We start from the raw sequence: 18228 nt of genomic DNA on the forward strand, positions 1-18228 counted from the left end.
GGCAGCCCCATGACGACGACCATGCCGGAGGTCATTCCCGAACCCCGGCGCCGGGTCGCCACCGCCAGGGCGCGGCACGCGGCGGGGCGGGTGGCGGCCGCACTCGGCCGGTCGGTGGCGATCTTCGTACCGGTGTTCCTGGTCGCGACCTTCGTGACGTTCGCGCTGCGGTCCATGAGCGGTCTCAGTCCGGCGCGGATCCAGCTGGGCGAGGAGGCGACGCCCGAGGCGATCCAGCGCGTCGAGGCGGAGTGGGGCCTCGACAGGCCCTTCCTCACCCAGTACTGGAACTGGTTCACCGACGTCCTGCACGGACAGCTCGGCACCAGCTGGGTCAACGGGGCCGACATCTCCACGCTGATCGGCCTCGGCCTGGGGGTGAGCCTCTCGGTGGCGACCTTCGCCCTGGTCATCGGCGTGGTCGTCGGCTTCGTCCTCGGTACGGTGGCCGCGCTGAGGCGCACCACGGTCGTGGACCGCGCGATCACGGGGTTCGTCACCGTGATCTCGGTGATGCCCGCCTTCGTGGTCGGCATCGTGCTGGTGGCGGTCCTCGCGGTGGGACTCGGTCTGTTCCCCTCGGCCGGTTACGTCCCGGCCGAGCAGGGGGTCGGGCCCTGGCTCGCCCACATCACGCTCCCCGCGCTCGCGCTGAGCTTCGACGTGATCGCCGACGTCGCCCGCCAGCTGCGGTCCAGCCTCATCGCGTCCTACGGGGAGAACTACGTGACGGGCGCGGTCGTCCGGGGCCTGAGCCCGAGGCGGATCTTCTTCGCCCACGTCCTGCGCAACGGCCTGGGGCCCGCCCTCGCCACGATCGGCCAGAAGTTCCCGGCGCTGGTCGGCGCCTCCGTGATCACGGAGTGGATCTTCGGCCTCCAGGGCTTCGGCCGCTTCGCCAACGACTCGGCCCAGGCCGGTGACGTACCGGCGGTGCAGGGCGTGCTCGTGGTGTCGATCGTGCTGGTCGTCTCCTTCAACCTGATCATCAACCTGGTGCTGGCGCGTGTGATGCCGGCATCCCAGCGGGGGGTATGACGATGGTGCGCCGCGTCCTCTCACTCACATCCGGCCGGATCGCCGTGGTCATCCTCGTGCTGGTCGCCCTGCTCGCCGTCTGCGGGCCGTGGATCGCCCCGCAGGATCCCCTGGCGACCAGCGACAACGCGCTCGCGTCGGCCTCGGGCGCCCACTGGCTGGGGACGGACTACCTGGGCCGCGACGTGTTCAGCCGCCTCCTGGACGGCTCCCGCGTCAGCGTGCTCGGTTCGCTGGAGGTCGCGCTGACGGCCCTGGTCGTCGGCGCGGTCCCCGGCATCCTGTCGGTGTACTCGGGCCGGGTCTTCGAATGGCTGACCCTGCGTCTGGCCGACACGCTGGTCGCCCTGCCGTTCCTGCTGTTCGCCATCGCCGTGATCGCGCTGCTCGGCAACGGCATCACCCAGGCCATGCTCGTCACGGGCGCCCTGGTCTCCCCGCTCTTCTACCGGGTGTCCCGGGCGGCCACGCTGGCCGTGGCCCGCTCCCCGTACGTGGAGGCCGCGATCGTCTCCGGTGCCTCGATCGGCTGGGTCGTACGCCGCCACGTCTGGGTCAAGGTGCTCCCGCCGGTCGCGGTGGCGCTCGCCCAGACCATCGGCGTGGGCTTCGTCATCGTGTCCAGCCTGACCTTCCTCGGTATCGGCGTACAGCCCCCGGCTCCCACCTGGGGCGGTCTCCTCGCCTCCGACCTGGGCTACCTCAGCCACCAGCCCTGGGCCCCGGTGGCACCCGCCCTGCTGATCATGGTCACCGTCTGGGCCTGCAACCTGCTCGCCGACGCCATCCGCGACGTCTCCGGCGAAGCGGGACGCGCCCTGGTCAACCGGCGCAGGGCCGAGGCGCGTACCGGCCCGTCCACCCCCGTCCCCGTGGGAGGTTCCCGATGACGGCCCTGTCCCAGTACACCGCCCCCGACCGCGCCGAGGGGCCCGCCGTCACCGGGGCGCCCGGCGCGGACACCCCGGTGACCCCACCGGTGATCGCCGTCCACGACGTACGCGTCAGCGACCGCGTCACCGACCGGGAGATCGTCCACGGGGTCACCTTCGAACTCACCCCCGGCAGGGCGGTCGGCATCGTGGGCGAGTCCGGCAGCGGCAAGACCCTCACCTGCCGTGCCGTGCTCGGCATCCTGCCGCCGCACTTCGAGGTGTCCGGCGGTTCCGTGGAGATCGACGGAACCGACATCGCCACCCTGACGCCCCGCCGGTGGACCGCCCTGCGGGGGACGACGGTCGGCGCCGTCTTCCAGGACCCGGCGTCCTACCTCAACCCGTCGATCCGTGTGGGTGCCCAGATAGCCGAGGTCATCCGGGTCAAGAAGGGCGTGAAGCGGCGCGAGGCGCGCCGGCGGGCCCTCGGACTCCTGCGCGCGGTGCGCCTGCGGGACCCGGAGCTGGTCTACGGCCAGTACACCTACGAGCTGTCGGGAGGCATGCTCCAGCGCGTCCTGATCGCGGCGGCGATCGCCGTCGAACCCCGGGCGCTGATCGCCGACGAGGCCACGACGGCGCTGGACGTCACGGTCCAGGCCGAGATCCTCGACCTGCTCGCCGAACTCCGCGAGCGCACCGGCCTGGCGCTCGTCGTGGTCTCCCACGACCTGGCCGTCGTCGCCCAGCTGTGCGACGAGGTCCTGGTCATGCGGCAGGGCGAGGTGGTGGAGCAGGGCCCGACGCGGTCGGTGCTGCACGACCCCCGGCACGCGTACACCCGGCTGCTCATGGCCGAGCACGAGCAGTACGGCCTGGACAGGTTCCTCACCCCGCAGGACCCGGACCCGCGGCACCCCGACGGCCCGCAGGAGGCGTCATGACGACCGCGTCGCAGGAAGCGGAGACGGCGGGACCGGCGGAGGAGGCCCCCTCCCCCGTCCTGGCCGTGGAGGGCCTGGACGTGCGCTACGGACGGGGGCGCCGGAGCCGCAGCGCCCTGCGCGGGGTGTCGCTGAGCGTCGCGCCCGGGGAGACCGTCGGCGTCATCGGCGAGACGGGCTCCGGGAAGTCCACGCTGGCCCGCGCCGTGCTCGGCCTCGTACGCGCCTCGGCCGGCTCGATCCGGGTCGGCGGCGAGGACGTGACCGGATACGGGAACCGCCGGTGGCGCGCCCTGCGCCGTCGGGGCGTCGTCCAGTACGTCTTCCAGGACCCGCTGCGCAGCCTCGACCCGGACCTCACGATCGAGGACTCCCTGACGGAACCCCTGCTCATCCAGGGGGTGCCGCGCAAGGAGGCGGCCGAGCGGGCCCGCGCGTTCCTGGACCGGGTCCACCTGTCCGGGGACCTGCTCGGGCGGCTGCCCGGAGAGCTGTCCGGCGGCCAGCGCCAGCGGGTCGCCGTGGCCCGCGCCCTGGTCACGCGGCCCGCCCTGGTCATCCTCGACGAGCCGGTCAGCGCCCTGGACTCCGCCAACCGCGTCCAGGTCCTGGAGATCCTCAAGGAGCTGCGCGCCGCCGGGACGTCCCTGGTCTTCATCTCCCACGACCTCGGTTCGATCGCCGGGACCGCCGACCGCATCGCCGTGCTCTACCGGGGCGAGCTCGTCGAGGTCGGAGCGGCCGGCGACGTCATCAACCACCCGCGCCACCCCTACACACGCCTGCTCGTCGGCTCCGCGCCGACGCTGCACACGCGCACCGCCGGCCGCACGGAGCGCGAGGCACTGCGCGCGCGGCTCGCCGGCTGAGCCACGGCGGCAGGCCCCTTCACATCCCCCGCACCACCGAGAGGAACACCCCATGTCCCGCAGGATCCATCTCGCACTGCACCCGTACGGCGTCGGCGGCCCCGGCCAGCACGGCCTCTGGAAGGACCCGGGGGTCGCCAAGAACGCCAGTATCGACGTCAACTACTACATCCAGCAGGCCCAGGCGGCCGAACACGCCCTCTTCGACGCTCTGTTCGTCGTCGACAGCCAGTTCATCAACGCCACCTACCCCTCGCACTACCTGAACCGGCTGGAGCCGCTCACCCTGCTCTCCGCCGTCGCCACCCACACCAGGAGCATCGGCCTGGTCGGCACGGCGAGTTCGACGTACAACTCGCCGTTCAACCTCGCCCGCCGGTTCGCCTCCCTCGACCACATCAGCGGCGGCCGCGCCGGCTGGAACGTGGTGACCAGCTTCGACACCGGTACGTCGAAGAACTTCGGGCTCGACGAACACCTCGACTACGCCACGCGCTACGGCCGCGCCCTGGAGTTCGTCCAGGTCGCCCGCGGGCTGTGGGACTCCTACGAGGACGACGCGTTCCCGGCCGACGTGGCACGCGACGTCTTCCTCGACCCGTCCAGGCTGCACGCGCTCGACCACGCCGGGGAGCACTTCAAGGTCGCCGGGCCGCTGAACATCTCCCGTTCGGCGCAGGGACAGCCCGTCATCTTCCAGGCGGGGGTCTCCGCCGAGGGCCGCGACCTCGCCGCGCGCGTCGCCGAGGGCATCTACGCCCCCGGCGGCACGCTGGAGCAGGCGCGCGAGTACTACGCCGACATCAAGAAGCGCACCGCGGCCTACGGGCGCGACCCCGACCACATCAAGGTCTTCATCCACGGAGGCCCGATCGTCGGCGCGACCGACGAGGAGGCCCGGCGCAGGGAGCGGGAGATCTTCGAGGAGGACAACGACTTCGCGAGCAACCTGGCGCTCCTGGGCCGCTCCTTCGGCGCGTACGACTTCAGCGCGCACGACCTGGACGCGCCGTTCCCGGACGTCGCCCACCTCGCCGAGAAGGGCGGCAGGACCGGAGCCGCCAGGATCATCGAGCGCGCCACCGCAGAAAACCTGACCCTGCGTCAAGTCGCGGACTCCGTCAACGCGTTCCGCCCCTCACCGTTCGTGGGTGCTCCGGAGACCGTCGCCGGCACCATCGAGCGGTGGTCCGAGGCGGGCACCCTGGACGGCATCAACCTGGCGTTCCGGAACAACGACGACCTCGCCCGCTTCGTGGACGGCGTGGTGCCGCTCCTCCAGAAGCGCGGCCTGTTCAGGACCGAGTACGAGGCGGACACCCTGCGCGGCAACCTGGGGCTGCCCGTCCCCGCGAACCGCCACACCGCCGCCCGCGCGCTCGTGAACGACTGACGCGGGACGTGAACCCCGCGAACCGGCACGCACCCGTACACGCAGGAGTCTGAGATGCCCGAGTACACCGACCACCACGCCCCCGAGGGCCTTCGCACCCGGGGCACCGTCATCGTGGTGCCCGGCCGCGGCGAGACCAGGGCGGCCTACACCCGGTTCGGCAGGCGGCTCGCCGCCGACGCCTACCGGGTGCGCGTCATCGACCCGCCGGACATCGACGGGAACGACCTGGCGGACTCGCTGACCCGCTTCGGCGACCGGCTCGCCGCCGCGGCGGAGGACTCGGCCACGGGCGGGGGCGGCGCCGTGCGCCCGCTCGTGCTGGTGGGGGCGGACCGGGGAGCGGTCGCCCTCGCGGCGCTCCTCGGCCGGGACGGCGTACCGCCCGCGGCACGGCCGGACGCCGTCGTCCTCGCGGGGATCCCCGGCGCGGGGGCGACCGCGGCCGGCGGCCGCTGGGAGGACGAACTGGACGTCCGCACCTCCTGCCCCGCCCACCGCGGCACGCTCACCGAGGACGCGGGCGTACGGCGCGGCGCGCTCGGCGAGGAGGTGCCCCGGGCGCTGCTCACGGCCGCCCGGGACAGCGCGCCGGACGTCCCCGCCCTGCTGCTCGTGGGGGACGCCGATCCGCTCGCGGACCGCGAGGCACTCGTCCGTACGGCGCAGTCCCTGCCGCGTGCGCGCCTCTCGGTGGTGCGGGGCGGGCACCACGACGTCCTGAACGACCTTCAGCACCGTTCGGTGGCCGCGGAGATCGTCACCTTCCTGGAGGCCCTGCGCGAGGGGCTGGTGCCGGTCGTCACGGTCGGTTCGAGCGCGTGGTGAGCGCCGCCGGGCAGGGCCGCGCCCGGTGCCGCCGGCGTCCCTGACCCGCCAGAAGCACGCACAAGTCCGCAGAGCCCCTAGAGAGCCCGAAGAGAGAGGTCCCTCATGGCGACCATCCTGTCCGTCTCCGGAAGCCCGTCCGCCACGTCCCGTACCGCACGGCTCCTGCGCCACCTGGACGAACGGCTCCGGGAGCAGGGCCACGACGTGACACCGCTGGACGTGCGCACCCTGCCCGCCGAGGCGCTGCTCGGCGCCGACTTCCGGCACCCTGCCGTCGTCGCGGCCACCGCGCTGTTCGAGGAGGCGGACGGGGTGGTCATCGGCACCCCCGTCTACAAGGCGGCGTACTCGGGGCTGCTGAAGACCCTGCTGGACCTCCTCCCGCAGTACGCGCTGACCGGGAAGACCGTCCTGCCGCTGGCCACCGGGGGCAGCACGGCCCACGTGCTGGCCATCGACTACGCGCTGCGCCCGGTCCTCAGCTCCATGGGGGCGGCGCACATCGTGCCGGGCTGGTTCACGCTCGACAAGGACATCACCTCGGGCGAGGACGGCACGCTGACGGTCGCGCCCGGCACGGCCGAGGCACTCACCCAGGTCACCGACACCTTCTCCCGGGTGCTGGGCGGGCGTACGGCGGTACTGGCGCCCACGGGCTGAACGCTCACGCCGCTCGCAGGCGACGCCACACCGCCTTCGCCGCGTGGTGCCCGGACATGCCGTGCACACCGGGGCCGGGCGGGGTGGCCGACGAGCAGAGGAAGACCGCGGGGTGGGCGGTGGCGTACGGCACGCGGGCCAGCTTGGGCCTGAGCACGGTCTGCAGCCCCGCGAACGCTCCCGTGCCGATGTCGCCGCCCACGTAGTTGGCGTTGCGCGCGGCCAGCCCGGGCGGTCCGGTGACCGCGCGGGCCAGGACCAGGTCGCGGAACCCCGGGGCGAACCGCTCCAGTTGCCGCTCGATCGCCTCGGTGGCGTCGCCCTCCCAGCGGGCCGGGACGTGCCCGTACACCCAGAAGACGTGGCGGCCCTCGGGTGCGCGGGTCGGGTCGACGACGCCGGGCTGCGAGGTGATCAGGAACGGCACGCTCGGGGCCCGGCCCGCCACGGCGGCGCGCAGGGCCGTGTCGATCTCGGCGGCGGAGGGCCCGAGATGGACCGTGCCGGCCCGTCCGGCCGCCTCCGCCGTCCAGGGCACGGGGCCCGACAGCGCGTAGTCGATCTTGAAGCAGGAGGGCCCGTAGCGGTAGTGGTCGTAGGCGTTGCCCAGGCCCGCGATCCGGGCGAGCGCGGTCGGTGAGGTGTCGAAGACGTAGGCGCGGGCGGGCGGGAGTTCGTCGAGGCGGCGGACCTCGACGCCCGTGCGGATGACGCCGCCCTGCTCGCGCAGGAAGGAGGCGAGCGCGTCGGAGACGGCCTGTGAGCCGCCGCGCGGCACCGGCCAGCCGTTCTCGTGGGCCGCCAGCGCGAAGAGCAGGGCGATACCGCCGGTGGCGAGGCCGCCGGCGGGCGCGATGGCATGGGCCGCGAGGCCCGCGATCAGCGCGCGCGCCTTCTCCCCCCGGAACCGCCGGGAGAGCAGTGTGGCGGGCTGGATCGCGTCGAGACCGAAGCGCGCCCAGCGGTAGGGATCGCGGGGCAGACCGTCCCACGGGGTGCGCAGGAAGTCCTCCGCGAGGGTGTCCCAGTGGCCGGTGAAGGGCGCGATCAGCCTGCGGTAGGCGCCCGCGTCCTCGGGGCCCAGTGACATGGCGCTCTCACCCACGGACCGGGTGAGCACCGCGGCGGAACCGTCGGGGAAGGGATGGGCGAGCGACAGGGGCGGCTGGAGCCATTCGAGGCCGTGCCGCGCGAGCGGCATCGCGTTGAACGCAGGCGATCCGATGCCCAGCGGGTGCACGGCGGAGCAGGGGTCGTGGCGGAAGCCGGGGAGGGTCAGCTCCTCGGTGCGGGCGCCGCCGCCCACGGTGTCCGCCGCCTCGAACACCTCCACGGCGAAGCCGCGTCGGGCCAGCTCGACCGCGGCCGTCAGCCCGTTCGGACCCGCCCCCACGACGACCGCGTCCAGCATCGATGGCACCTTCGGACTCCTCTGTCAGGCGGTGGCCGGCCCCTCCAGGATATTCGCGCGCACCGACAACGGACCCCCGGGTAGCCTGCCGGTCGATGAACACCCCCTGCGCCCCCTCCCCCGCCGTGCGTGCGATGGCCTCCCGGCTCGTCCGGCTGCCCGGCGTCGAAGCGGTCGCCCTGGGCGGGAGCCGCGCCCGCGGCACCCACCGCCCCGACTCCGACTGGGATCTGGGCGTCTACTACCGGGGCACTCCTGACGTGTCCGCCCTCACCGCGACGGCGTCCGAGGCCCAGGGCGCGCCGGCCGAGGTCGCGGGGCCCGGCGAATGGGGCCCCTGGGTGAACGGCGGTGCCTGGCTGACGGTGGACGGCGTCGCCGTCGACTGGATCCTGCGCGATCTGGACCGGGTGCGGTCGGTGTGGTCCCAGTGCCGGGAGGGCCGCTTCGAGGTGGGGATCCAGCCCGGTCACCCCTTGGGTTTCTGGTCCCCCTGTTACGTGGGAGAGGTCGCGCTCGGCCAGGTGCTGGAGGACCCGCACGGTGAGCTGACGGGCCTTCAGGAAGAGGCGCGGGCCTACCCCGAGCCGCTGCGCCGGGCGCTGACCGGTGCGGCCTGGGAAGCGGACTTCTCCGTGGCGTCCGCGCGCAGGTCGGCGCCGTCCGGGGACACGCTCCATGTCGCGCTCTGCCTGTCGAAGGCCTTCGGGATCCTCGCCCAGGCCCTGCACGCCCACCACCGCGTCTGGTGCCTCAACGAGAAGGGCGCGCTCGCCGCCGCCGCGGCGCTGCCGGACACCCCTGCGGACTTCACGGACCGGGTCTCCGCGGCGCTGCGCGGCCTGGACGCCGCCGCCGTGGAGTCGGCGGCCGGCCTCGTGCGGGAGGTACGGGCGCTACTGGACGGCGGCTCCCCGGCCGGGGCCGGGGGCTGAGGGCCCGCTCCCACGCGGGGTGGAGGGCCCGTGCCGCGGACGCTCCGTGTCAGATCCTCGAACACGAGGTCCGGGAAGGTGTCCCCCGCACGTGCGGCTCCGGTTGACCCGCCCGGATGTGTCGTACGGGATCGCCGCTGTCCGACCGGGTTTCCTGAGGACGGACCGGACACCCGTCCTCCACTCGGATTCTCCCCGCGGGCCCGTGGAAGACCGTCGCGGCACCGCCCCTGAGACCGTGCGTGGAGGTGTTCGCGCGCGGTACTCACGATCGCGCTCCCCGTCCGGGCCGTACGGGATCCGCGTCCCCTCCTCGGAACAGGAGCACGGCTCACCTTCCGCCGGCCGGGCGGCGACGCCGTGGCCGCGCCTCCGGGTGAGTGGGTGACCCCACCTCCGCGTGAGCGTGTGACCGCACCGAAGGGCGTCCACCGGGGGCCGGGTCCCGGGGACGCGGCCGGGGCGGCCCCGCCCTCATCGCGGGCCGGAGCGCAGCGCGTGCAGGACACGCTCCGCCGTCGCCGCGTCCCTGGCCGCGGTGAACGGCAGGTCGTTCCCGCCGGTGACGCGGTACGGGACGCCGGAGAGCGTCGCCTCGGCGCCGCCCGCCTCGGTGACCAGGAGCAGTCCCGCCGCGTGGTCCCAGGCGAACTCCCAGTTGAAGGCCACCGCGTCCTGCGCGCCGCGGGCGACGGCGAGGTATTCGAGCCCCGCCGATCCGCACGCGCGGGCCTCGATGCCGTCGGTACGCAGGCCGAGCAGGGCGCGCTTCTGGGCGTCCGAGGTGTAGTCGGGGTGGGACATGGCCACCCCGAGCACGGCGCCGGGTGCGGGCGAACCGCTGTGCAGGGCCTTGCCGTTGAGCGTGGCGCCCCGGCCCCGCACGGCGACGGCCATCTCGTCCCGCACGGGGGCGTACGTCCACGAGGCGTACACCTCGCCGTGCCGGGCGAGGGCCACCAGGGTGCAGAAGCCGGACTCGCCACGGACGAACTGGCGGGTGCCGTCGACCGGGTCGACGATCCACACGGGCGCGTCGCCGCCCAGTGCGTCGTAGACCGCGGGGTCGGCGTGGACGGCCTCCTCGCCGACGACGACCGAGCCGGGCAGCAGCCGGGTCAGGGCCTCGGTGAGGTACTCCTCGGCCAGCCGGTCCGCGGCGGTGACCAGGTCGTGCGGGCCGCTCTTCTCGATGATCTCGTGCGCGGCCAGCTGCCGGTGGCGCGGCATGATCTCGGCGGCCGCCGCCGCCCTGACCACCGCCTCCACCTCGGCCGTCCGTCCGGCGTTCCCGGCGGTCCCGTACAGAAAGTCCTCGATCATGACTCCAGCTAAGCACGGTCCGCCGGGGCGGCCCCGGGCAGGTGGTCAGCGGCCGACGGCGTATCCCTGCATCCCCCGGGGGTTGGCCGCGGCGGAGAGGACACCGGTCTCCGGGTCCCGTGCGACGGCGCACATCCGGCCCTCGGACCACGGGTCGCCGACCGTGACGTCGTGGCCGCGCCCGCGCAGCTCCGCGACGACCCGCGGGTCCATGCCCTCCTCGACGGTGACGCTGCCTGGACGCATGCCGCGCGGGAAGAAGGAGCCGGGGAAGCTGTCGTTGTGCCAGTTCGGGGCGTCGATGGCGCCCTGGAGGTCGAGGCCGCCGCGCACCTCGGCGCGCAGTGCCACGGCGAGGAAGAAGTGCAGCTGCCACTGGTCCTGCTGGTCCCCGCCGGGCGTCCCGAACGCCATGACGGGTTCGCCGTCGCGCAGGGCGAGCGACGGGGTCAGCGTGGTGCGCGGGCGGCGGCCCGGGGTGAGCGTGTTCGGCAGGCCCTCGTCGAGCCAGGCCATCTGGAGCCGGGTGCCGAGCGGGAAGCCCAGCTCGGGCACGACCGGGTTGGACTGGAGCCAGCCGCCGCTGGGTGTGGCGGCGACCATGTTCCCCCAGCGGTCGACGATGTCGAGGTGGCAGGTGTCGCCGCGGGTGGCGCCGTCCTTGGCCACCGTCGGCTCGCCCGCTCCGGCCACCGGGATGCCCATCGCGTCGAAGCCGGCCGCGCCGGAGGCAACCGCGTGGGCGTGCGCGCTGAGGACGGGGGTGCGGCCCCCGGGGCTGCCGGGACGCAGCTCCAGGGACGCGGTGTCCCCGACGAGGGCGCGGCGCTCGTCGTTGTACGGCGCGGAGAGCAGCGCGTCGAGGGGGACGCCGGCGGCGTCCCCGTACCAGGCCTCGCGGTCCGCCATCGCGAGCTTGCAGCCCTCGATGAGCAGGTGCACGTAGTCGGCGGACCCGTACGCCGGGAGCTCGGCCGGGAGGAGAGCGAGCTGCTGGAGGAAGGCGGGGCCCTGGCTCCAGCCGGCCGCCTTGGCGAGGGTCCAGCCGTTCCAGTCGTAGGTGGCGGGTGCCTCGTACGTCGCGGACCAGCCCGCCAGGTCGGCCGCGGTGAGGGTGCCGGTGTGGCGGGTTCCGCTGGTGTCCAGGGTGGGGACGCCGGCCTGGCGGACCAGCGCCTCGGCTATGAAGCCCGTGCGCCAGACCTCGCGGGCGGCCTCGATCTGCTGGACGCGGTCCTCGCCGCCCTTCTCCCCGGCCTCCGCGACGAGCCGGCGCCAGGTGGCGGCGAGGGCCGGGTTGCGGAACAGCCGGCCGGGCTCGGGGGCCTTCCCGCCGGGCAGGTACACCTCGGCGGACGCCGGCCACTCGGTCTCGAAGAGCTCGCGGACCGTCTCCACGGTCTGGCCGACTCGCTCGACGGGCGCGTGGCCGTCCTCGGCGTAACCGATGGCGTACCGCAGGACCTCGGCGAGGGTCCGGGTCCCGTGGTCGCGCAGCAGCAGCATCCAGGCGTCGAAGGCCCCCGGCACGGCGGCGGCGAGCGGCCCCGTGCCGGGGACCAGGTCCAGTCCGAGCGAGCGGTAGTACGCGGCCGAGGCACCCGCGGGTGCGGGCCCCTGGCCGCACAGCACCTGTACGTCGCCGTCCCTGGGCGCGAGGATCATCGGCACCTCGCCGGCCGGACCGTTGAGGTGCGGTTCGACGACGTGCAGGACGAACCCGGCGGCGACGGCCGCGTCGTAGGCGTTGCCGCCGTCCTCCAGAACGGCCATCGCCGACTGCGAGGCGAGCCAGTGGGTGGAGGACACCATGCCGAAGGTGCCCTGGAGGGTGGGCCGGGTGGTGAACACGGGGGCGGCTCCTTGCTGCGGTGTGCTGAGTTCTCGGTTCCGTGGGTGCGTTGCGGATCGTACGTACCCGGGCGCGGCTGCGGGCGGGGAGGTCAGGCGGCCGCGTCCGGGGCGGTGCCGTCGTCGCCCACCAGGTGGCAGGAGACCTGCCGGCCGCCGGGGATCCCGCGCAGGGCGGGGACCTCGGTGCGGCAGCGGTCGGCGGCGAGCGGGCAGCGGGTGTGGAAGCGGCAGCCGGACGGGGGGTCGAGCGGGCTCGGCAGTTCGCCGTGCAGGACGATGCGCTCGCGGGAGCGCTGGGCGGCCGGATCGGGCACCGGGGCGGCGGAGAGCAGGGCCTGTGTGTAGGGGTGTTTGGGGGCGGCGAACAGCTCGGCGGTCGGGGCCTGTTCGACGATCTGGCCGAGGTACATGACGGCGATGCGGTCGGCGAGGTACTCGACGGCCGCCAGGTCGTGGGTGATGAAGAGGCAGCCGAATCCGCGGTCGCGCTGGAGGTCGGCCAGGAGGTTGAGCACGGACGCCTGGACGGAGACGTCGAGCGCCGAGGTGGGTTCGTCGGCGACGAGCAGATCGGGGTCGCAGGACAGGGCCCGGGCGATCGAGATGCGCTGGCGCTGTCCGCCGGACAGCTCGTGGGGGTGCCGGTCGGCGTGCTCGGGGCGCAGGCCGACCTGGCCGAGGAGTTGCTCGACGCGTTCGCGTACGGCGGCCCCGCGGGCGCGGCGGTGCAGCCGGATGGGCTCGGCGATGATCCGGCCGACGGTCATCCGGGGGTCGAGCGAGGACGAGGGGTCCTGGAAGACCAGGTGGAAGTCCTTGCGCAGGGGGCGCAGCGCGCGGCGGGAGAGGTGGGTGACGTCGGTGCCGTTGATGTGGACGCTGCCGGCGGTGGGTTCGTCGAGCCGTACGGTGCACCGGCCGACGGTCGACTTCCCGCTGCCCGACTCCCCGACGAGGCCGACGACCTCGCCTCGGCCGATGGTGAGGGAGACGCCGTCGACGGCCCGGACACTGCCGCCGCCGGAGGCGCCGAAGTGCCGCTCCATGCCTCTGATGTCCAGCACCGGGGGGTGCGTTCCGGTCCCGCGCGGGGCGGGGACGGTCTGTGCGGTGGTCACTGTCCGGCCTCCTGGTCGGGTCGTGCTGCGAGGTCTGCGAGGGGGAGGCCGACGGCCCCGGCGGCGGCCCGCGGGTGGGGGTGCCAGCAGGCGGCACGGTGCGGCGCGTCCGCCCCGGCCTCCTGCCCGTCGACGGCCCGGAAGCCGGGCCTGCCCCCCGTACAGATGTCGTCGGCGCGCGGGCAGCGGGGTGCGAACGTGCAGGCGTCGGGCTGGCTGTCCAGGCTCGGCACGAGGCCGGGGATCTCGGGCAGCCGCCGCTTGCCCTCGCCGCCGGGCCGGAGCACGGCACCGAGCAGGCCACGGGTGTACGGGTGCCGGGCCGAGGCGAACAGGTCGTGCACCGGGGCCTGTTCGACGGCGCGTCCGGCGTACATCACGAGGACCCGGTCCGCCGCGTCGGCGACGACACCGAGGTCGTGGGTGACCAGGACGATGGCGGTGCCGAGGCGCTCGCGCAGCGACTGGAGGACTTCGAGGATGCCCGCCTGCACGGTGACGTCGAGGGCGGTCGTCGGTTCGTCGGCGATGAGGACGGCCGGGTCGCAGGCCACCGCGATGGCGATCATGACGCGCTGCCGCATGCCCCCGGAGAGCTGGTGGGGGTACTCGTCGATCCGGCGGGCGGGTGCCGGGATGCCGACGAGTGCGAGGAGTTCCACGGCCCGGGCCTTGGCCTCCTTGCGGCTCATCCCCCGGTGCCTGCGCAGTACTTCGCCGATCTGCCGGCCGATGGTGAGCACCGGGTTCAACGAGGTCATCGGCTCCTGGAAGATCATCGCGATGTCCTTGCCGCGTACCTTCTGGAGTTCCCTCTCCGACGCGCCGACCAGTTCGCGCCCGCCGAGCCTGACCGAGCCGCCGATCCGGGCGGACGGCGGGAGCAGGCCCATGGCGGCCATCGAGGTGACGGACTTCCCGCAGCCCGACTCCCCGACCACGGCGAGGACTTCGCCGGGTGCGAGGTCGTAGGAGACGCCGTCGACGGCGTGCACGGTGCGGGTGTCGGAGTGGAAGGAGACCGACAGGTCGCGCACGCTCAGCACCGGCTCGGGCGCCGCCGTCCGCGCGGGTTCGGCAACGGTCTCGGTCATCGGGTCGCTCCTCGGGGGTCCAGGACGTCACGCAGCCCGTCGCCGAGCAGGTTGAAGGCGAGCGTCGCCGCGACGATCGCGAGGCCGGGGAAGACGGCCAGCCAGGGTGCGGGCGCCAGGAAGGACTGGGCGCCGGAGAGCATCACGCCGAGCGACGGGTCCGGCGGCTGGACCCCGAGGCCGAGGAAGCTGAGGAGGGCCTCGCCGATGATCGCGGCGGGGATGCCGACGGTCGCCTGGACGATCAGGGCGGAGGTGGCGTTGGGCAGGATGTGCCGGAAGAGGACGGTACCGTCGCCGCCCCCGTTGGCGACGGCGGCGGCGACGTAGTCGGCGTGCTTGAGCCGCAGGGTCTCGGCCCGGGTGATCCGGATGACGGCGGGGACCTGCGAGATGCCGATGGCGAGGGTCGCGTTGGTGAGCGACGGGCCGAGGATCGCGGCGAGTCCGACGGCGAGCACGAGGAAGGGGAACGCCAGCATGGTGTCGGTGAGCCGGGACACGGCGGTGTCCGCGAACCTGCCGTAGTACCCGGCGAGCAGTCCCAGCGGAACACCGGCGGCGAAGGCCAGCACGACCGCGACGAGGCCGACCTGCATGGACGCGCGGGCCCCGTGGACGATGCGGGAGAGCTGGTCGCGGCCGAGGTCGTCCGTGCCGAGCCAGTGCGCGGCGCCCGGTTCTGCCAGGACGTTCTGGAAGTCCGGCTGCGACGGGTCGTACGGGGCGATGAGCGGGGCGAACAGGGCGGCCAGCACGAAGACGGCCGCGATGACCGCGCCGGTGAGCGCGAGCCGGTTCCTGCGCAGGGCGCGCAGTCTGCCGCCGGACTTCCGGGGGGCCGCCCCGGACGGGGTGGGGAGCGCTGTGGTCGCGGTGGTCACCGGGCACCTCCGAGCCGGATGCGCGGGTCGATGACCGAATAGACCACGTCGACCAGCAGGTTGATGAGGATGTACGCGGCGGAGGTGCAGAGCACCACGGCCTGGAGTGTGGCGTAGTCGCGGGTGAAGACGGCGTCGATGGTGAGCTTGCCGAAGCCCGGGAGGACGAAGATCTGTTCGGTGACGACCGCTCCGGAGATCAGGTGTCCCAGTTGCAGGCCGAGCACCGTGACGACGGTGACCAGCGAGTTGCGCAGGGCGTGCCCGCCGACGACGGAGCCGCTGGACAGCCCCTTGGCGCGGGCGGTGCGTACGTAGTCGGCGGACAGGGAGTCGAGCATCGCCGCCCGGGTCTGCCGCATCACGACGGCCGCGAGGCCCGAGCCGAGCACGATGGCGGGCAGCACCATGCGGCGCAGGTTGTCGACGGGGTCGGTGGCGAAGGGGACGTAACCGGAGGCGGCGAACACCGGTACGGCGATGGCGAATCCGAGGACGAGCACGATGCCGAGCCAGAAGGTCGGGACGGAGAGGCCGATGAGCGCGATGGCGTTGGCGAGCCACTCCTCCGGCCTCCCGCGCCGCACGGCGGCGACGACTCCGGCACCGATGCCGACCACGACCGCCAGGAGGAGGGAGAGCGCGGCCAGTTCCAGGGTGACGGGAAGGGCCTGCGCTATCGCGTCGGCGACGGGGAGGCCGGTACGGGAGGAGGTGCCGAGGTCGCCGGTCAGCGCGTGGCCGATGAACCGCCCGTACTGGACGAACACGTTGTCGTCGAGGCCGTAGCTCTCGCGGATGGCGGCGAGCGCATCGGGGCTGCGTTCCTCACCGGCCAGCGCGAGCGCGGGGTCGCCGGGCAGTGCCCGGATACCGGCGAAGACGACGACGCTGACGAGGAAGAGCGTGATGAGGGACTGGCGCAGACGCGTCAGCAGGTACTTCGTCATCGGGTGTACCCCGCATTCCTGACCCGGACGAGTCCGTCGCCGTACACGTGGAGGCCCGAGACGTCCTTGCCGGCGACGACGTAGTTCTTCTGCCGGTAGAGGTAGACCAGCGCGTGGGCGTCCTGGACGCGCCGGGTGAGCTCGGCGTAGACCTCGGTGCGCCGGGTGGGGTCCGCGACGCTGCGGCCCTCGGCGATGAGCTTGTCGATCCCGGGGTCGCCCAGCCCGTAGGCGTTCATGGCACCGGCGGTCTTGAGGAAGTTGGAGACGTTGCCGTCGGGGTCGAGCCGGCCGGACCAGCCGCTGGTGAAGACGTCGTAGTCGCCGGCGTCGGTCTCGGCGAGCATCGTGGCGTACTCGGTGGGGCGCAGGGAGAGTTCGAAGCCCGCCTCCTTGACCATGGCCTGGAGCACCTGTCCGACCCGTCCCTGTTCGGGGGTGGTGGACGTCTTCAGCTCGATCCGCACCGGGGTCTTCACCCCGGCCTCCTCCAGGAGCCGCTTCGCCCGGTCGACGTCGCGCCCCGGGCAGTCCTCGGGTTCGATGCCGGGGGCGATGGCGGACTGCGGGGAGATGGGGCCGCAGGCCGGCTCGTACATGCCCTGGAAGACGACCTTGTTGAGCAGCTCGCGGTCGATGGCCAGCTCGAAGGCCTCACGGACGCGGACGTCCCGGGCGAGGGGGGTGTCGATCCTCCCGGGCTTCTGTCCGAGGCCCTTCACGTTGCCGACGTTGAGGCCGATGCCCTGGTACCCGAGCGAGGGCGAGTTGAACAGTTGGAGCTTCGGTTCGGTCAGGGCGCTCCGTACGTCGACCGGGGCCATCTGGTCGCCGACCTGGAGGTCTCCGGAGCGCAGGTTGGCGAGCCTGACGTTGCCGTCGGGTATGGGCTTGTAGACCACGGAGTCCAGGTGGACCTGGTCGGCGTCGTAGTAGTTCGGGTCCTTCCTCAGCACGATCCGGTCGCCGCCGACGCGCTCGGCGAAGCGGAAGGGGCCCACGCAGGAGGGGTGGTTGGTGAAGTCCTTCCCGTACTTCCTCAGCGCGGTGGGTGACATCACCATCCCGGCCCGGTCGGCGAGCACGCCGGTGAGGGGGACGTAGGGGTGGTCGAGCGTCAGGCGGACCGTGAGCGGCCCGGTCGCCTCGGCCGTGACGACCGGGGCGAGTTCCGTGCCGCGCGCGGATCCGGGGAGATCGCGGTGGCGCAGGAGCGAGGTGACGACCGCTCCGGCGTCCAGGGCGGTTCCGTCGCTGAACTTCGCCCCGGGGCGCACCCCGAAGGTGACCGTGAGCCCGTCGGCCGAGGTGACCGGGAGCGACGCGGCGAGCTGCGGCACGACGGTGCCGTCCTGGTCGATGTCGTAGAGCTTCTCGCACATGCCCGCGAAGACCGTGCGGCCCACGAGCGTCTGCGCGAGGGTGGGATCCAGTTTGTCGGGGTCGGAGTTGAGGGCGACGGTGAGTGTCCCGCCGTCGCGTACGGACCGGTCGTCGGTCATGCGCACACCACCGACTTCGGTCGCCGAGGACTGCAACGACGTACAGCCCGAGGTGAGGGACACCAACGCAACCGCCACCAGGGCAACCGCTTTTCGGCGCACGGGGGCCTACCTCCCGCCAGGGGTGATCAAGGAATATCGCCGACCGTATTTCGCATACAGTCCGCAAGGCAAGACCCCGGCCCACATGACGGACAGGTTTTACCTGCCGCCCGGACGACGCGACCCCCGCGCCCGGAAGGCGCCGGCCGGGACTGCCTCTCCCCTGCGGGGCACGGGGGCATCCGCCGGCCGGTCCGCGGGGTCCTCGCGGCACCCCGTGGTCGTATACGAAAGCGGAGCCGCCCACTCCGTACCGGCGGACGGTCGCCGCAGACGGGGGGAAGGGCGCTGCAGAAGGGCCGAGCGACCGCCACCCCGCGGACCGGCGGCCACCGCGGGGCCGGAACCTTCGTACGCCGCGCCCCAGGCCGCGCCCCGACCGTCCGAGCGGGTTCGCGTGAGTGTGCGGCGGCGGCCGTTCCTCGACGGTTTCCCGGAATTCGTT

At 73.5% G+C, this 18228-nt stretch carries 16 protein-coding genes; 8 read left to right on the forward strand and 8 right to left on the reverse strand.

The features are described 5' to 3' along the window. Positions 1 to 9 precede the first annotated feature (9 nt). From ACFVS9_RS17075 to ssuE, 7 genes are all read left to right on the forward strand, one after another. Entirely contained in the window at positions 10 to 1038 is a 1029-nt protein-coding gene (locus ACFVS9_RS17075) for an ABC transporter permease (protein WP_383116033.1), read from the forward strand. Between the two features lie 2 nt (positions 1039 to 1040). Continuing rightward, positions 1041 to 1928, forward strand: coding sequence for an ABC transporter permease (locus tag ACFVS9_RS17080; protein WP_389933073.1), 888 nt, complete (start codon positions 1041 to 1043; stop codon positions 1926 to 1928). After that, positions 1925 to 2857, forward strand: coding sequence for an ABC transporter ATP-binding protein (locus tag ACFVS9_RS17085; protein WP_389933076.1), 933 nt, complete (start codon positions 1925 to 1927; stop codon positions 2855 to 2857). The genes ACFVS9_RS17080 and ACFVS9_RS17085 overlap by 4 nt, the downstream gene beginning before the upstream one ends. Next, the gene (locus tag ACFVS9_RS17090; RefSeq protein WP_389933079.1) at positions 2854 to 3726 is read left to right on the forward strand and encodes an ABC transporter ATP-binding protein; all 873 of its coding nucleotides are present in this window, start codon (positions 2854 to 2856) and stop codon (positions 3724 to 3726) included. The genes ACFVS9_RS17085 and ACFVS9_RS17090 overlap by 4 nt, the downstream gene beginning before the upstream one ends. Before the next feature lie 52 nt (positions 3727 to 3778). Then, on the forward strand, positions 3779 to 5119 hold the full coding sequence (locus tag ACFVS9_RS17095; RefSeq protein ID WP_383116029.1) for an NtaA/DmoA family FMN-dependent monooxygenase: 1341 nt from the start codon (positions 3779 to 3781) through the stop codon (positions 5117 to 5119). A 54-nt stretch (positions 5120 to 5173) separates the two neighbouring features. Beyond that, positions 5174 to 5947, forward strand: a complete 774-nt coding sequence (locus tag ACFVS9_RS17100; RefSeq protein WP_389933082.1) for an alpha/beta hydrolase — start codon at positions 5174 to 5176, stop codon at positions 5945 to 5947. Positions 5948 to 6052: 105 nt separating this feature from the next. After that, the gene (ssuE, locus tag ACFVS9_RS17105; protein WP_383116027.1) at positions 6053 to 6610 is read left to right on the forward strand and encodes an NADPH-dependent FMN reductase; all 558 of its coding nucleotides are present in this window, start codon (positions 6053 to 6055) and stop codon (positions 6608 to 6610) included. A gap of 4 nt (positions 6611 to 6614) precedes the next feature. On the opposite strand, the gene ACFVS9_RS17110 is transcribed toward ssuE, so the two are convergent. Then, positions 6615 to 8030: a phytoene desaturase family protein gene (locus tag ACFVS9_RS17110; RefSeq protein ID WP_383116026.1), complete on the reverse strand. Its 1416-nt coding sequence runs from the start codon at positions 8028 to 8030 to the stop codon at positions 6615 to 6617. 86 nt (positions 8031 to 8116) lie between these two features. Between ACFVS9_RS17110 and ACFVS9_RS17115 the strand changes: the two genes are divergently transcribed. Further along, positions 8117 to 8956 carry a nucleotidyltransferase domain-containing protein gene (locus tag ACFVS9_RS17115; RefSeq protein WP_389933086.1) on the forward strand — a complete coding sequence of 280 codons (840 nt, stop codon included), beginning with the start codon at positions 8117 to 8119 and terminating at the stop codon, positions 8954 to 8956. A gap of 474 nt (positions 8957 to 9430) precedes the next feature. Here ACFVS9_RS17115 and ACFVS9_RS17120 read toward each other — a convergent pair whose 3' ends face one another. The 7 genes from ACFVS9_RS17120 to ACFVS9_RS17150 form a co-directional block, all read right to left on the reverse strand. Next, positions 9431 to 10279 carry an inositol monophosphatase family protein gene (locus tag ACFVS9_RS17120; RefSeq protein WP_383116024.1) on the reverse strand — a complete coding sequence of 283 codons (849 nt, stop codon included), beginning with the start codon at positions 10277 to 10279 and terminating at the stop codon, positions 9431 to 9433. A 45-nt stretch (positions 10280 to 10324) separates the two neighbouring features. Beyond that, entirely contained in the window at positions 10325 to 12130 is a 1806-nt protein-coding gene (locus ACFVS9_RS17125; protein WP_389933089.1) for a gamma-glutamyltransferase family protein, read from the reverse strand. A 92-nt stretch (positions 12131 to 12222) separates the two neighbouring features. Beyond that, positions 12223 to 13179, reverse strand: coding sequence for an ABC transporter ATP-binding protein (locus ACFVS9_RS17130; protein ID WP_389933235.1), 957 nt, complete (start codon positions 13177 to 13179; stop codon positions 12223 to 12225). 68 nt (positions 13180 to 13247) lie between these two features. Continuing rightward, positions 13248 to 14345, reverse strand: a complete 1098-nt coding sequence (locus tag ACFVS9_RS17135) for an ABC transporter ATP-binding protein (RefSeq protein ID WP_389933092.1) — start codon at positions 14343 to 14345, stop codon at positions 13248 to 13250. Then, positions 14342 to 15229: an ABC transporter permease gene (locus ACFVS9_RS17140; protein ID WP_383116021.1), complete on the reverse strand. Its 888-nt coding sequence runs from the start codon at positions 15227 to 15229 to the stop codon at positions 14342 to 14344. The genes ACFVS9_RS17135 and ACFVS9_RS17140 overlap by 4 nt, the downstream gene beginning before the upstream one ends. Further along, positions 15226 to 16179, reverse strand: a complete 954-nt coding sequence (locus ACFVS9_RS17145) for an ABC transporter permease (protein WP_389933095.1) — start codon at positions 16177 to 16179, stop codon at positions 15226 to 15228. Before ACFVS9_RS17145 ends, ACFVS9_RS17140 begins: the two co-directional genes overlap by 4 nt. After that, complete coding sequence (locus ACFVS9_RS17150) at positions 16176 to 17681, reverse strand: ABC transporter substrate-binding protein (protein ID WP_389933098.1); 1506 nt, start codon at positions 17679 to 17681, stop codon at positions 16176 to 16178. The genes ACFVS9_RS17145 and ACFVS9_RS17150 overlap by 4 nt, the downstream gene beginning before the upstream one ends. Positions 17682 to 18228 lie beyond the last annotated feature (547 nt).

The organism is Streptomyces sp. NPDC058008, assembly GCF_042886395.1.
Taxonomy (GTDB): Bacteria; Actinomycetota; Actinomycetes; order Streptomycetales; family Streptomycetaceae; genus Streptomyces.